Source organism: Gimesia aquarii (assembly GCF_007748175.1).
In the GTDB taxonomy this organism is placed as follows: domain Bacteria; phylum Planctomycetota; class Planctomycetia; order Planctomycetales; family Planctomycetaceae; genus Gimesia; species Gimesia aquarii_A.
In genome coordinates, this window is the sequence record NZ_CP037422.1 from 1,679,870 (window position 1) to 1,694,544 (window position 14,675).

13 protein-coding genes are annotated in these 14,675 nt (G+C 46.3%); 11 read left to right on the forward strand and 2 right to left on the reverse strand.

All coding sequences use genetic code 11. The features are described from left to right. Positions 1-26: 26 nt before the first annotated feature. Both glpK and V202x_RS06635 read right to left on the reverse strand, forming a co-directional pair. Positions 27-1,514, reverse strand: coding sequence for a glycerol kinase GlpK (gene glpK, locus V202x_RS06630; RefSeq protein ID WP_145172358.1), 1,488 nt, complete (start codon positions 1,512-1,514; stop codon positions 27-29). 244 nt (positions 1,515-1,758) lie between these two features. After that, positions 1,759-3,117 (reverse strand): ammonium transporter, encoded by a 1,359-nt coding sequence (locus V202x_RS06635; RefSeq protein ID WP_145172360.1) that lies wholly within the window; start codon positions 3,115-3,117, stop codon positions 1,759-1,761. A 704-nt stretch (positions 3,118-3,821) separates the two neighbouring features. Between V202x_RS06635 and groL (V202x_RS06640) the strand changes: the two genes are divergently transcribed. From groL (V202x_RS06640) to V202x_RS06690, 11 genes are all read left to right on the forward strand, one after another. Beyond that, positions 3,822-5,540 carry a chaperonin GroEL gene (gene groL / locus V202x_RS06640; protein ID WP_145172362.1) on the forward strand — a complete coding sequence of 573 codons (1,719 nt, stop codon included), beginning with the start codon at positions 3,822-3,824 and terminating at the stop codon, positions 5,538-5,540. 141 nt (positions 5,541-5,681) lie between these two features. Then, a complete protein-coding gene (gene groES, locus V202x_RS06645; RefSeq protein WP_145172364.1) occupies positions 5,682-5,972 on the forward strand; it encodes a co-chaperone GroES in 291 nt (96 codons plus the stop codon). Between the two features lie 151 nt (positions 5,973-6,123). Beyond that, complete coding sequence (gene groL, locus V202x_RS06650) at positions 6,124-7,743, forward strand: chaperonin GroEL (protein WP_145172366.1); 1,620 nt, start codon at positions 6,124-6,126, stop codon at positions 7,741-7,743. 175 nt (positions 7,744-7,918) lie between these two features. Further along, positions 7,919-9,049 (forward strand): molecular chaperone DnaJ, encoded by a 1,131-nt coding sequence (gene dnaJ / locus V202x_RS06655; RefSeq protein ID WP_145172368.1) that lies wholly within the window; start codon positions 7,919-7,921, stop codon positions 9,047-9,049. A gap of 89 nt (positions 9,050-9,138) precedes the next feature. Then, positions 9,139-9,693: a nucleotide exchange factor GrpE gene (gene grpE / locus V202x_RS06660; RefSeq protein ID WP_145172371.1), complete on the forward strand. Its 555-nt coding sequence runs from the start codon at positions 9,139-9,141 to the stop codon at positions 9,691-9,693. Between the two features lie 37 nt (positions 9,694-9,730). Continuing rightward, positions 9,731-10,027, forward strand: coding sequence for an FmdB family zinc ribbon protein (locus tag V202x_RS06665; RefSeq protein WP_145172373.1), 297 nt, complete (start codon positions 9,731-9,733; stop codon positions 10,025-10,027). Between the two features lie 79 nt (positions 10,028-10,106). Further along, positions 10,107-10,313, forward strand: coding sequence for a DNA gyrase inhibitor YacG (locus V202x_RS06670; RefSeq protein WP_144982807.1), 207 nt, complete (start codon positions 10,107-10,109; stop codon positions 10,311-10,313). Next, entirely contained in the window at positions 10,300-11,391 is a 1,092-nt protein-coding gene (locus V202x_RS06675) for a DMT family transporter (protein WP_145172375.1), read from the forward strand. Before V202x_RS06670 ends, V202x_RS06675 begins: the two co-directional genes overlap by 14 nt. Continuing rightward, positions 11,384-12,025, forward strand: coding sequence for a gamma carbonic anhydrase family protein (locus tag V202x_RS06680; RefSeq protein ID WP_145172377.1), 642 nt, complete (start codon positions 11,384-11,386; stop codon positions 12,023-12,025). Before V202x_RS06675 ends, V202x_RS06680 begins: the two co-directional genes overlap by 8 nt. 127 nt (positions 12,026-12,152) lie before the next feature. Continuing rightward, positions 12,153-13,481, forward strand: a complete 1,329-nt coding sequence (locus V202x_RS06685) for a Gfo/Idh/MocA family protein (protein ID WP_145172379.1) — start codon at positions 12,153-12,155, stop codon at positions 13,479-13,481. Positions 13,482-13,880: 399 nt separating this feature from the next. Next, positions 13,881-14,651: a hypothetical protein gene (locus V202x_RS06690; RefSeq protein WP_145172382.1), complete on the forward strand. Its 771-nt coding sequence runs from the start codon at positions 13,881-13,883 to the stop codon at positions 14,649-14,651. Positions 14,652-14,675: the final 24 nt, after the last annotated feature.

Genomic DNA, 14,675 nt, shown 5'->3' on the forward strand with positions numbered 1-14,675 from the left:
CAAAATAGTAACAACGAGTGCAAAATTTATACCCAATCCTTCGAGCGTTCAATCGCTTTTTGCCATCGCTGATACAAGTGATCTCGCCTGCTCGCTTCCATGGATGGCTGATACTCTGCATCAAGTGCCCAGTTGTTAGTGACCTCTGCTTGATCCTGCCAAAATCCAACTGCGAGTCCCGCCAGGTAGGCGGCACCTAAAGCCGTTGTTTCGTGTACAACCGGACGTTGAACAGGCACGTCCAGCATGTCTGCCTGAAACTGCATTAATAAACTGTTGGCAGCAGCCCCTCCATCAACCTTAAGACTGTTCAGTTTAATATCTGAGTCTTGTTCCATAGCGTGTAATACATCACAGCTTTGATACGCCAATGATTCCAGCACAGCACGGGCAATATGCTCTTTCGTCGATCCGCGTGTTATCCCGATGAGAGTTCCACGTGCATCTTGATTCCAATACGGGGCGCCTAAGCCAACAAAAGCCGGGATAAAAAAGACATCGCCGGAATCTTCAACTTGTGACGCTAACGCTTCTACTTCAGGCGCTGTCTTAATTATCTGTAACCCGTCTCGTAACCACTGAATGGCCGCTCCGGCAATAAACACAGAGCCTTCCAGACAATAAGTGACTTTTCCGTTGATGCTCCAACCAATGGTGGTTAATAAGCCTGCATCAGAGAGCACAGGCTGTTCGCCGGTATTCATCAACATGAAACAGCCAGTCCCATAAGTGTTCTTCGCTGAGCCCGATTCAAAGCAGCCCTGGCCAAATGTCGCCGCCTGTTGATCACCGGCGATCCCAGCAATTTTGATCGGAGCCCCAAACAGTTCGGAAGTAGTCTCTCCATAAACTTCGCTGGAACTTTTCACTTCAGGTAACATGTAACGGGGGATATCAAAGACATCCAGCAGTTCATCATCCCATTCATGAGTGTGGATATTATATAACAGTGTCCGGCTGGCATTGCTTGGATCGGTAACATGAACCTTTCCCCCGGTCAGTCGCCATATCAGAAATGTATCGATTGTTCCCATGAGAATCTTGCCCGCTTTGGCTTGATCTCTCAGTCCACTGATTTCATTCAATAGATATTCGATTTTACTTCCGGAAAAGTAGGCATCGAGAACAAGTCCCGTTTTCTCACGAAACAATTTTTCGTAACCTTCTGCTTTGAGTTGATCGCATCGTCCTGCTGTCAGACGGCTCTGCCAGACAATGGCGTTTGAGACAGGCTTGCCCGTGTCACGGTCCCAAAGCACAATTGTTTCTCGCTGATTCGTAATACCTATCGCAGCGATTTCAGACAAATCAGCACCAGATTGTCGAATGACTTTTTGAGCCGTTGCCAATTGTGAATCCCAAATCGCTTCCGGATTATGCTCTACCAATCCGGGAGAGGGAAAAATCTGCTCGAATTCTTGCTGTGCAGTCGCTTCGATTTGCCCTTGATGGTTAAATAATATGGATCGGCTTGATGTCGTTCCCTGATCGAGGGCCAAAACGTACTTTGCCATCTGATTGCTCCTTGGGCTGAATGCAGGCTCATTGAATGATCGTTACTACTAGAGTTACTATTCACAGTAAGTAAGCGGAGCAAAGTTCTCAAGGAATTCTTCCGATTTCTTTGTCGAAGCGCTGCTCAAAGCGCATAAAAAAACTGATGGCGAGAGAAGTCATTTCTCAAGCCATCAGTCAGTCACACTAAATGGTACCTCCTGCAAAGCACCAGTGTTTCTGCTGTCCTTTCAGATTTATAGCTTAGTGGTAAGCCTGCATTCCGTGCTCTGATAAGTCCAGACCCTTCAATTCGTCTTCTTCGGATACACGTAATTGTCCTATGACTTTCAATATGAAGAAGAGAACGAACATTGTGATAAATGCATAGACGGGAATCACAATTGATCCCAGGATTTGTACACCCAGGTCGTAATCACCAAAGATACCTGTGGCGACTCCCCCCCAGATGCCACACAGACCATGCACGGGAAACGCACCAACCGGATCGTCGATTCTCAATTTCTCCAGAGCGAGAATACCGCCAACCACTAATACTCCTGCAATGCCCCCTATGGCAATCGCCTCAACATTGGTCACACTATCACAGTTGGCTGTAATGCCAACCAATCCAGCCAAGACACCATTCAAAGCCATCGAGATATCGGGTTTGCCATACATGAGCCAGCCCAAGACCATCGCCGCTACGCCACCCGTCGCTGCAGCGAGAGTCGTATTTGTTGCGATCAACATCACAGCGTTGGTATTATCAGTGCCTGCAAATGCCAATTGGCTACCAGGGTTAAATCCGTACCAACCGACCCAGAGAATAAAGACACCCAGCGTGGCTTGAGCTATATTATGACCGGGAATAGGAGAGGATTTGCCTTCCTTGAAACGACCAATTCTTGGTCCCAACACAAGTGCTCCAGCTAAACCGGCAAATCCACCAACTGCATGTACTACAATTGAACCGGCGAAATCATAAAAGCCTTTCGCATCTAACCATCCACCGCCCCATTTCCAGTATCCACTAATCGGATAAATAATCCCTGTGAGCACGATACTATAGATGAGGTATGAGCTGAATTTCATACGACCAGCGACAGCCCCCGAAACGATCGTAGCCGCAGTTGCTGCAAAGGCGACCTGGAATAGGAAATCGACTTGAGGATGCAAGACGCCAGGTCCAGCATCTCCTGCCTCACCAATACCAAATTGCCCAAAACCGAAGTATCCATTCCCATTGTCACCCGGATACATTAACCCATATCCGATGGCATAATAAATGAGAACGCCGGCACACACATCCATAAGATTCTTGAAAAGAATATTGATTGTATTTTTCGAGGAGTTAAATCCGGATTCGACCATCGCGAAGCCAGACTGCATGAAGAGCACCAGAACCGCACACAGGAACAACATACTGTTGTCGAGAGCGTAATAGATCTCAGATAATGACAGGGCGGGGGCTTCTTCCGTTTCCTCTACTGACTCTTCAGTAACTTCGACTGCTGGTGTTTCAGTCGACTCAGATTCATCAAATGCCATTGTCGGTTGTGTGAATGCTAACACTACGACAAGGCTAGACAATAAGCCCGTGAGCGCATTTTTCCAATTCATTTTTGTTGCAAACCTTTCCCGGAGTCTAAATCAATCGCTGTTTCGCTTGCTGTCTTAAGAATTAATAAATTTGATCTAGGCCCCTAATTACCAATCACTGATTTGAGCACTTTTTGGTTTTCAAGCCAAAAAGCAAACAGTGTGCCTCATTACCTTTTCCGGTAAGAACTGCTAGTCTTATCTTCTTTATGAGAATAGACTTAAGGCGTTACATATTAAATTAATATTTTCTAAAACTTGATTTGGGGGGGCTAGTCATGCATTTTGATCAGGCATTAAGTCTCTGAGTTGCCCGCTTATTAAGCAGGCAACTCAGAGGGGTAGGAATGGCCGCACTCTGATTAATTTTTGATACCAGCTACTCAACAAAAAGCAGATAGCCCAAACACAGCTGAGGTCAGAATTGCATTGATGCTGAAATGCTGCCAACTTGGCAGTCCACTGAACCCTATTGAATCATCATTTCTCTGCAATCCCTTGTATCACAGACTCTTACGCCCCCTAAATTCAATTGGCATGATGATTGCATTTAGGGGTTCGCATGGTCGGGGTCTAAGGATGATCCTGCCAACTTTGTTATGAAACACCTAACGTACTCACACGCTAATCTGCATGGGATTAGCATAGAAGTTCATCGTTCTTGTGTGAGTTATCGTGATCATGGGCAAATTTATTGGCCATTTATTGCTGGTTGAGGAGAGACTGTGGCAAAACTTTTAAGCTTTGACGAAGAGGCCAGAAAGAGTTTATTGGCAGGCGTCACCAAATTATCGCGGGCAGTAAGCAGTACGCTTGGTCCCCGAGGACGTAATGCTGTCTTAGACAAAGGCTGGGGAACCCCCAAGGTGACCAAAGATGGTGTCACTGTAGCGGAAGACATCGAACTGGAAGACCCATTTGAAAATATGGGAGTCCAATTAGTAAAAGAGGCTGCATCAAAAACAAATGATGTCGCCGGCGATGGCACCACAACGGCCACCGTTTTGGCAGAAGCCATTTACCGGGAAGGTCTGAAGTACATTGCTTCTGGTGCAGATCCAATGGCACTGAGTCGTGGTGTTCAGAAAGCCGTCGATGCCGTGGTAGAGCAGATTGAAAAAATCTCCAAAGAAGTAAAAGGCAAGGATAAAAAGGCAATTGAAACGGTTGCCACTATTGCGGGCAACAATGACCCGGCAATTGGAAAGATCCTGGCCGACGCTCTACTAAAAGTCGGAGCAGATGGTGTGATCACTGTAGAAGAAGGGCGCAGTGTCTCAACAGAAGTAGATCTGGTAGAGGGCATGCAGTTCGAACGCGGTTTCCTTTCACCTCACTTTGTGACTGATGAAGATAATCAAACCTGCGATCTGGAACGGGTTCGTATCTTAATCTACGAAGAAAAAATCAGTTCGGCTCAAGCATTAGTGCCATTGCTGGAGCAGGTTTCCAAAGATGGTTCACCACTTTTAATCATCGCAGAAGATATTGAAGGTGAAGCATTAGCAACTTTAGTTGTGAATAAGCTGCGAGGAATCCTTAAAGTCTGTGCTGTAAAAGCTCCTGGCTACGGTGATCGTCGCAAAGCCATGCTTGAAGACATTGCCGTTTTGACTGGTGGTAAAGCCATTTTCAAGGATCTTGGCATTAAACTGGAAGCGGTTGAACTGAAAGATCTTGGCCAAGCCAAAAAGGTTCATATCAACACCGATAATACAACCATCGTTAGTGGTGGTGGAAATAAAGCTGCTGTGAGTGGTCGTGCTGACCAAATCCGAGCAGAAATTGAAGTCACTGACAGTGAATATGATCGTGAAAAACTCCAGGAACGTTTGGCAAAGCTTGCCGGCGGTGTAGCACAAATTAACGTGGGTGCTGCCACCGAAACAGAAATGAAAGAACGAAAAGACCTGATTGATGATGCACTCTCTGCAACCCGTGCTGCCATCGAAGAAGGTATTGTTCCCGGAGGTGGAATTGCATTACTAAGATCTACCAAATCGCTCAATAATTTAAAGCTGTCTGGCGATCAAGCTTTAGGGGTTTCTTTAATCCAAAGAGTTCTGGAAATGCCGCTACGGGCAATTGCAGAAAACGCAGGTCTCGATGGCTCCGTTGTCTCAAACCGCGTGAAAAAAGACAAAAGTAATTCCTTTGGTTATGACGCCTTGAATGATCGTTATGGCGATATGTTTGACTTTGGTGTCGTTGATCCAGCAAAAGTAGTACGCTCTTCATTACAGAATGCAGCCAGTGTTGCCACCTTGCTCATGACAACAGACTCCATCGTAGTAGAAGAACCGAAAGACGAAGAAGACGATCATCATCATGACGACCACCACGACATGGGTGGGATGGGAGGCATGGGCGGCATGCCGGGCATGGGTGGTATGGGTGGCGGAATGCCAGGCATGGGTGGTATGCCAGGCATGGGAGGCTTCTAGCATCGTTCGTAACTCTTTACGAAATGATCACAGGGCCTATGCTCAACTTTCTTTGTAATACTTAACGTGACTTTTATCCAGGAACTGATCCTGGATTCATAAATACAACTAGATCAATTGGAATAATCGGGAGTTAACATAATGGAACTGAATCCCCTTGATGACCGTATTGTCATTGAACCAAATGTTGCGGAAGAAACCACAGCCGGTGGAATTGTTTTGCCTGATACCGCTCAGGAAAAACCACAAAGCGGTACTGTTGTCGCCGTTGGTCCAGGACGACTTCTGGAAAGTGGTGAACGTTGCCCCGTTGCCGTTGGAGTAGGAGACGAAGTACTCTACGGCAAGTATGGTGGAACTGATATCGAAGTGAGTGGCAAAGAAGTCAAGATTTTACGTGAAAGCGATATTCTTGCCAAAATCATGAAATAAGGAACGTACATTTCCCGGAACATCAGACAGCTATCCAAAATGCTGATTGCTGTCTAATCTGGAAATCTAATTCAAACCACAAAATCACGCAGGGGAGAACGGAGTAATCCGATCACATGTTCGTTCCTGTTAAACAGAGGAGTTTATAAGCGTGGCAAAGCAACTATTGTTTGAAGATCGCGCACGTACTAAGCTTAAAAAGGGCGTGCAAACTATTAGCGACGCTGTAGCCATCACAATGGGTCCTACGGGACGCAATGTGATCATTGATAAAAGCTTTGGAAATCCCTTGGTGACCAAAGACGGTGTTACAGTCAGTAAGGAAGTCGAACTCGAAGATCCCTTCGAAAATATGGGAGCCAAACTGGTCAACGAAGTCGCTTCTAAGACCAGCGACATTGCTGGGGACGGTACAACGACTGCGACTGTTTTAGCTCGTTCCATCTATCAGGAAGGCCTGCGAGGCATCTCCCTCGGAGCGAATCCTATGATCGTTCGCCGCGGAATCGACAAAGCTGTCGCTGCTGCGGTACAAGCAATCGAAGAACTCGCTAAACCTGTGACGGAAAAGTCAGAAATTGCTCAGGTCGGTGCGATCTCGGCGAATAATGATTCTGTCATTGGAGACCTCATCGCTGACGCGGTAGAGAAAGTGGGCCGTGACGGTGTGATCACTGTCGAAGAAGGCAAAGGGAATGAAACAGCCCTCAACTTTGCCGATGGGATGCAGTTCGATAAAGGCTACATTTCTCCTTACTTTGTCACCGACACGGAAGGCATGAAAACGATCCTTGAGGATTGCTATATTTTGATTCATGAATCAAAAATCTCCGCATTGCGAGATTTAGTTCCTCTTCTGGAAAAAGTATCTCAAACGGGCAAACCTCTTCTAATTATCGCTGAAGATGTTGAAGGTGAGCCACTGACAGCATTAGTTGTCAATAAGTTACGGGGCGTCCTGAATGTTGCCGCAGTCAAAGCCCCCGGCTTTGGTGATCGTCGTAAAGCAATGTTGGCAGATATTGCTGTGCTCACTGGTGGTACTGTTATTTCCGAAGACCTTGGTATCAAACTGGAATCTGTCGAATTAAGTCAGCTGGGCCAAGCCAAGCAGATCGAAATCACGAAAGACTCATGCACACTGATTGAAGGGGCCGGAGAGACTGAGGCACTGCAGGCGCGTGTTGCTCAAATTCGTGGACAACTGCAAAAAACCGATAGCGAATATGATCGTGAAAAATTCCAGGAACGGCTTGCCAAACTAACCGGTGGCGTGGCTATTATTTCTGTCGGTGCTGCCACCGAAACTGAAATGAAGCAAACCAAAGCCCGCATGGAAGACGCATTACACGCAACTCGCGCTGCTGTCGAAGAAGGAATTCTTCCTGGTGGTGGGGTGGCACTTCTGCGATCCATCGAAGCCGTTGAAAATGTCAAAGGCAAAAATGGCGATGAAAAGATTGGTATCGCCATCGTAGCCCGTGCTTTGGAAGGACCAATTCGCCAAATCGCCGAAAACTGTGGAACCGATGGTGCTGTCGTCGCTGACGAAGTAAAACAACTTACTGGGTCCAAAGGCTATAATGCCAACAGTGGCGAATACGTTGATATGTTTAAAGCAGGAATTATCGATCCAGCTAAGGTTGTGAAAAACGCCTTGAAGAACGCTGCTTCGATCGCTGGCCTGATGTTGACCACACAAGTCCTAGTGACTCGAAGTGACAGCACTGAAGGCGACAAACTGGCTGATGTCGAAGGAAGTGTTCGGTAATTTCGATGTTTTCCTGAAAATCATCTCACTGATTTCAGTATTGACTTTGTGATATCAGACGGGCCGCCGTAGAATGGTGGCCCGTTTTTTCAGTTCTAAGAGAATAACTGGCTTCAGAAATTTAACCTAAATGAGTTCGGTAAATTTCAAAACCTTTAACGACGAGTTGTAAGAAATGGCATCGAAACGCGATTATTATGAAGTTCTCAATGTATCGCGCGAAGTGACCACCGTTGAGATCAAGAAAGCATACAAAAAGCTGGCGTTAGAGAACCATCCTGACCGGAATCCTGGTGACGAAGAGGCTATAAAACGTTTTAAAGAAGCATCAGAGGCCTTCGAGGTCCTGGGGGATGAGAAAAAACGCGCCCACTACGACCGCTATGGCCATGCTGATTTTGGATCTGGAGGGAGTCAGTTTCATGACGTATCTGATATCTTCAGTGCGTTTGGAGACCTCTTTGAAGGGTTCGGATTCAAAAGTTCGTCACAAAGAGGTGGAAATCGTCCGCGACAAGGCGAAAGCCTGCGAACGAGCATCCAAATTGATTTACTCGATGCTGCATCGGGCTGTGAACGGGAAATTAACATCACCCGTCAGGAAACCTGTGAAACATGTCATGGTTCTGGCGCCAAACCAGGCACACAACCAGACGATTGTGATTACTGCGGTGGAGCAGGGCAGGTCGTCCAATCACAGGGTTTTTTCCGAGTTCAAACAACGTGTCCTCGCTGCCGTGGTGCAGGCACCGTCATTTCAGATAAGTGCACCGATTGTCATGGGCAAGGCCGGGTTGCTCGTGACACGACGTTAGACGTCAAAGTACCAGCGGGCATTGACAATGGAATGCAACTTTGCCTGAGAGGCGAAGGGAATCCGGGAGCCAATGGTGGACCACGCGGCGATCTGTATGTGGTAGTGGGCGTTGACGAACACCCTCTGTTCCGACGACAAGAACAAGAACTGAGTTGTCACGTTCCTATCACATATACCCAAGCGGTTCTCGGAGCCAACATTGAGATTCCCACTTTGGAAGGACGACACGATTTAAAGATTCCGTCCGGTACTCAACCGGGTGAAGTCTTTCGCCTGAAAGGCCTTGGTATGCCGAACCCTCATGGCGGTCGCCGAGGAGATTTGCATGTCGTAGTCCAAATTGATGTACCCAAGAAAATTTCAGAACGTGAAGAAGAACTGCTGCGTGATTTAGCTGAAATTGAACATACAGAAGTTTCACAGCATCGTAGTCCCAATCGAAATTCGTTTTTTGATAAACTAAAGGAATACTTTACACACTCAGATTAAACAAGATCGAATGTTGTGTCAGGATCATCCTTTTTAATCAGTTACAAATCTAATTTAAAGAGCGTTAATAGGTCGGAAGAATGTCAGAAATGGAACAGCCTGAAGAAATTCAGAATCAACCCGAAGAAAATCCCATAGAAGAGGCAGAAAAAGAAACGGTTGATGAAACGCCGACTATAGAAGAACAATTACAAACAGCACTAGCGGAACGAGATGAAGCACAAGATCGCTTTTTACGTTCGCAAGCCGAGTTGGACAACACCCGCAAACGCTATCAGAAAGAATTGGCACAAACACGCCAATATGCAGCCGCACCTTTTATTCAGAGCTTATTGCCAGCATTGGACAATCTCAAACGAGCTATCGACGCAGCAGAAAGCGCGGACCACGTTGATGAACTCAAACAGGGTGTGGAAATGGTGGCAAAACAAATTGTGGATATCTTTTCACAGCATGACATCAAAGCCATTGATGCATTAGGAAAACCGTTTGATCCCAACCTGCATGAAGCATTACAACAGCTCCCCTCGGATGAACATCCTCCGATGACTGTGATGCAGGAACTCGAACAGGGCTTCATTCTGAATGACCGTGTGGTTCGCCCAACCAAAGTCATCGTTTCCTCTGGTCCTACCGAAAGTTAAATTCATTTCATTATCTTACTTCAAGGGTATTTGATCGATGCCAACCTACGACTATGAATGCTCCCAGTGTGAACATAAATGGGAAGAGTTTCAGTCTATTACTGCAAAACCACTGAGAAAATGCCCAGCCTGCGGCAAGCTTCGTGCAAAGCGAGTCATTGGTGCTGGTGCCGGTATCATTTTCAAAGGATCAGGATTTTACCAAACTGATTACCGCAGCAGTTCTTATAAAAAAGCAGCGGAGGCAGATAGTAAGGCTCAATCAGCGAGTTCCGAATCCAAAACCGGCAAAGATTCAGGTTCAACTGACAAGAGTTCCTCATCTGAATCCTGATTACCTTTGAAATTTTGCCCGGATTCATCTATAAGAGAATCAAACCCTGCTATTGCTTCTCTTTCAGTCTGAGGCTTCGATGATTCAACCTCAAACATGTCCCATATGTCGAAAAGTCGTCACAGTTAAAGCTAGTGATGAACAATCTCCGTTCCCTTTTTGTAGCAAAAAATGCCGCGATGTCGATCTGTTCCGTTGGTCTGAAGGAAAGTATGCAATCGTAGAAGACCTGGATCCTCGTTTGATTGAGTTACAACGGCTGGAACAAGAGGATGAAGACTATTAAAGGGACTTCATCGAATACGCGCGTTCTCTCTCCGACTCACAACTCTGAAAGCCAGCATGAGAGCGGTCTCTCTCCTGGAGTACGTGGGACCCTGTTCGGACTGATATCAGCACTTGCTTACACAGCAGCCAATATTGCTCTACGAGAGGCTGCAGTCGATAACAATGCCGATTGGGCAATTTGGATCTCTGCACTCAAATCCATTCCTGCGGCGATCGCAGGCTGGGTCATTGTTGCTTATCGTGATTTTCAAGGACTACCCTCACTACCCCCTCGTCGGCTCGTCATCCCATTAATCCTGACTGGCCTGGTAATGCAATTTGGTGGCAACGTTATGTTCCAGTGGTCGCTAAGTCTGGGTGGGTTGGCGCTTTCTGTACCTCTGTGTTTTGCCACGCTACTCACAACAGGTGCTTTATTAGGACGTATTTTTCTGGAAGAAGCAATTACACGCCGCATGCTTGTATCTATGTTGGTACTAACTGCAGCCATCGTGCTACTCAGCCTGGGAGCCCATCAAGCAGAAGTTTCTGTTTACGAGCATATGGAACACCATACGAATTCAATGAGCACCGTAGCGCTGACCATTTTTGTTGCCTGTTTCTCAGGCTGTGCTTATGGAGCTGGTGGTACTGTCATTCGTGGTTCCGTCAGAGGCGAACTTTCCATTTCGGCAACACTGGTTTTAATCAGCACGACCGGTTTAGTTTGTCTAACGACTGTTGCCATTTATAGACTCGGTTTTTCAATTCTATGGGAGACGACACCCTGGCAATATTTTGTCATGTTAATTGCAGGCATTATGAATGCGATTGCCTTCTTCGCCATCGGAGCATCCATGAAATACCTGAGTGTGACGCGCGTCAATTTATTGAATGCCTCTCAAACAGCAATGGCTGCTTTTGCAGGTGTGATTTTCTTTGGTGAAGAATTAACCGTCTGGCTATTAACTGGTACTGCACTCACTATTGGTGGTCTCTTTTTAATGGAAAAAAAGAGACCGCCTATTCCCAATAGCCCCGTGGGTGAAACATCCCAATCGAATGAAAATTTGCAAGAGGGTAATTCAAATGGATAACTCGCATTCTGCTCCTGAATGGCCTCAAATCGCTTCTGAAATTCCTGCCCATCCCGAATTACCATACCCCGAAGTCGGCTGCGATTGGAATGCTTTACATTGCCGGCCACTGATTGATTCAACTGTCTGGGTAGCCCCTGATGCCATAGTTACAGGTAGAGTTCGTTTGAAAGCACACAGTTCTGTTTGGCATCAGTGCGTATTAAGAGGCGATTTAGAATACATTGAAGTGGGGGAAGAGACCAACGTGCAAGATGGTTCCATTTTGCATACAGATTACGAGCACCCCTGCATTCTAGGAGATCGGGTTACGTTGGGACATTCTGCGATTGTGCATGGTTCAGTCGTCGAAGATGATGCCATGATTGCCATCGGCGCCACTATTCTCAGCCGGTGCGTCATAGGCAAAGGGGCTCTGATTGCTGCGGGCTCCCTGGTACGTGAAGGAATCCACATTCCACCCAATACTCTTTGGGCTGGCTGTCCCGCACGACAAATTAAGGTGCTCACAGAACCGCAACAAGAACGTTTGAAGGCAACCTGGCAGCATTACGTAAATTTGGGAGTTGCCAGCCTGAAACGTTTTGGCCGCCAACATATCGACGCTCTCATTCAATCTGATGAATCGCGTTGAGAACATGTTCAAATCTCCATTGAAAATCCTGAATTGAATCGCCTTTTTGACTCGAAAATAGTAGGGATGCTATGGTATCTTGAAAGGCTCAGTTTTATAACAAAGCTAATTTACTCAGGACCACCTTATGAATCCCAATCCTTCACAGACTTCAAACACAACACGACGTGAGTTTATTAAAAATGGTTCCGCGGCCGTTGCCGCTGTATCCACATTATCGAGTGCTGCTCTGGCCAGAACACCTCAAACGGCCGCGCTGCAATCTGGTTTGTTTGCGGGAGGCACAGACGTCATTCGTGTGGGCTTGATTGGATGCGGAGGACGTGGAACCGGTGCGGCAGCACAAGCACTTTCAGCCGACCCCAATGCGAAACTAGTGGCAATGGGCGACGCGTTTTATGACCATCTTGACAAGAGTCATAAAAACTTAAAAAAGAACCCTGTGGCGAAACAGGTGCAAGTCGATGCAGACCATAAATTTGTTGGTTTCGATGCTTATCAAAAAGTGATTGACTGTGTCGATGTTGTTCTGTTAACAACACCCCCTCATTTCCGTCCGATGCAAATGCGTGCGGCGATTGAAGCGGGTAAACATGTTTTTGCAGAAAAACCGGTAGCTGTGGACGCACCTGGCGTTCGTTCCATTTTGGAAACCTGCAAGTTAGCCAAGGAGAAAAATCTCTCTATCGTGTCGGGTCTCTGCTGGCGCTACCACCAGGGAATGCGTGAAACATTTAAGCAGATCCATGACGGTGCCGCTGGCGATATAATGGCTATCCAATGTAGTTATAACACGCGTGGCTTATGGATGTTCAAGCGAGAACCGGAATGGAGTGACATGGAATGGCAGTTGAGAAACTGGCTGTATTTCACGTGGCTCTCAGGAGATTTTAATAATGAACAGCACGTTCATAGTTTGGATAAAATGGCCTGGGCAATGAAAGATCAGACTCCGATTTCCTGTAGTGGAACTGGTGGCCGTCAGACCCGGACTGGGAAAGATTACGGCCACATCTACGATCACTTTGCCATCGCTTATGAATATCCTAATGGAGTAAAAGGATTTAGCCGTTGCCGGCAACAGGATGGTTGTGCCGTTGATGTCTCTGATCACGTTTTTGGAACCAAAGGTCGCGTCGATGTGTTTAAACATCGTATCTATAACCCTAAAGGTGAAAAAACCTGGCAATTCCGAGGAAAAAGTAAAAACATGTACCAGGTTGAACATGATGAATTCTTCGAAAGTATTCGCTCAGGAAAAGCAATTAATAATGGTGAGTACATGACGAAGAGTACGATGCTTGCCATTATGGGGCGAATGGCCGCTTATACCGGTAAAACCGTTACCTGGGAAATGGCGATGAACTCCACAGAAGATTTAACTCCAGACAGCTATGAATGGAGTTCATTGCCTGTTCCTCCTGTGGCGATGCCTGGAGTGACTGCCTTTAAATAAGGGAAGCTTTTAAGGTCTTTTCATTTTTATTGAATTCGCTCGCAGTACTCTCTGCGAGCGTTTTTTTGTAGCAATTGTTTTAAGCCCAAGTCCTTTTAAAATGCCAGGCGTATTGAATACCACGCCAAAAGCGGGAAATCATCAATTGTTGTTTAAAAACTCATCTGTTAGAAATTCATTCAGATTAATGAGTTTTTCGAAACATTTTCTCGTCCACCGTGTTAAATCTGAGTGGAAAATACGTTAGAGGTATGCCATCAATCATATTTTTGCTAATTCATGAGTGCTTTTTGGAGCCAATGAGTTTTTCGTATTCTACCTCGTATCTTATCTAAAAAACTGTAAAGTATTCAAAGATAGACACTTATCACTTCTAACAATCTATCCGGAGACACTCTGATGCGTATCGCAAATCGTTTTTCTGTCTACACAACTTTACTTGCAATCTGTGCCACCACGCTTGTATTTGCCCAACCTCCTGAAGGGGAAAAACGTGATGCAGATCGGGGAGACCGACCAGAGCGTAGAGAACGCGGTGATCGTCCAGAACGAAGAGACTTTGGAGATCGGCCTGAAAGAGGAGACCGTGACCGAGGTCCCGGTCGAAGAGGTCTAGGAGGTCGTCCTAACATCATGACAATCATGCCCATTATTATTGTTTTAGACGCCAATAAAGATGGAGAAATTTCCAAAGAGGAAATGGAAAACGCTACTGCCGCTCTTCAAAAGCTGGACAAAGATAAAAACGGAAAGTTGACCGAAGAGGAACTGCGTCCTGATTTTGGTAGACGAGATGGTGATCGACGTGGTCCTGGCGGTCCCGAGGGAAGAGGGCCACGTGATGGAGATCGTAGAGGACTACGCGACGGTGATCGTGGCAGAAATGATGGAGGCGACGGCGATCGAAATCGAAATCGCGGCGGAGACTTCATAGACCGGATTATGAAGAATGATAAAAATGAAGATGGAAAACTAACAAAAGATGAGCTTCCAGAACGGATGCAACCTATCTTTGATCGGATTGATACCAATCAAGACAAGGTCATTGATAAAGACGAGTTAAAGAAAATGATGGAACGGTTTCAATCACGTGGCCGATCAGGTGGTAGAGAACGTGGAAAGCGAGATTCTGGTAAAGAACGCCCTAAACGTCCCGAGTTAGAAGATTAACTCATAGTACCGTACATGCCGTTT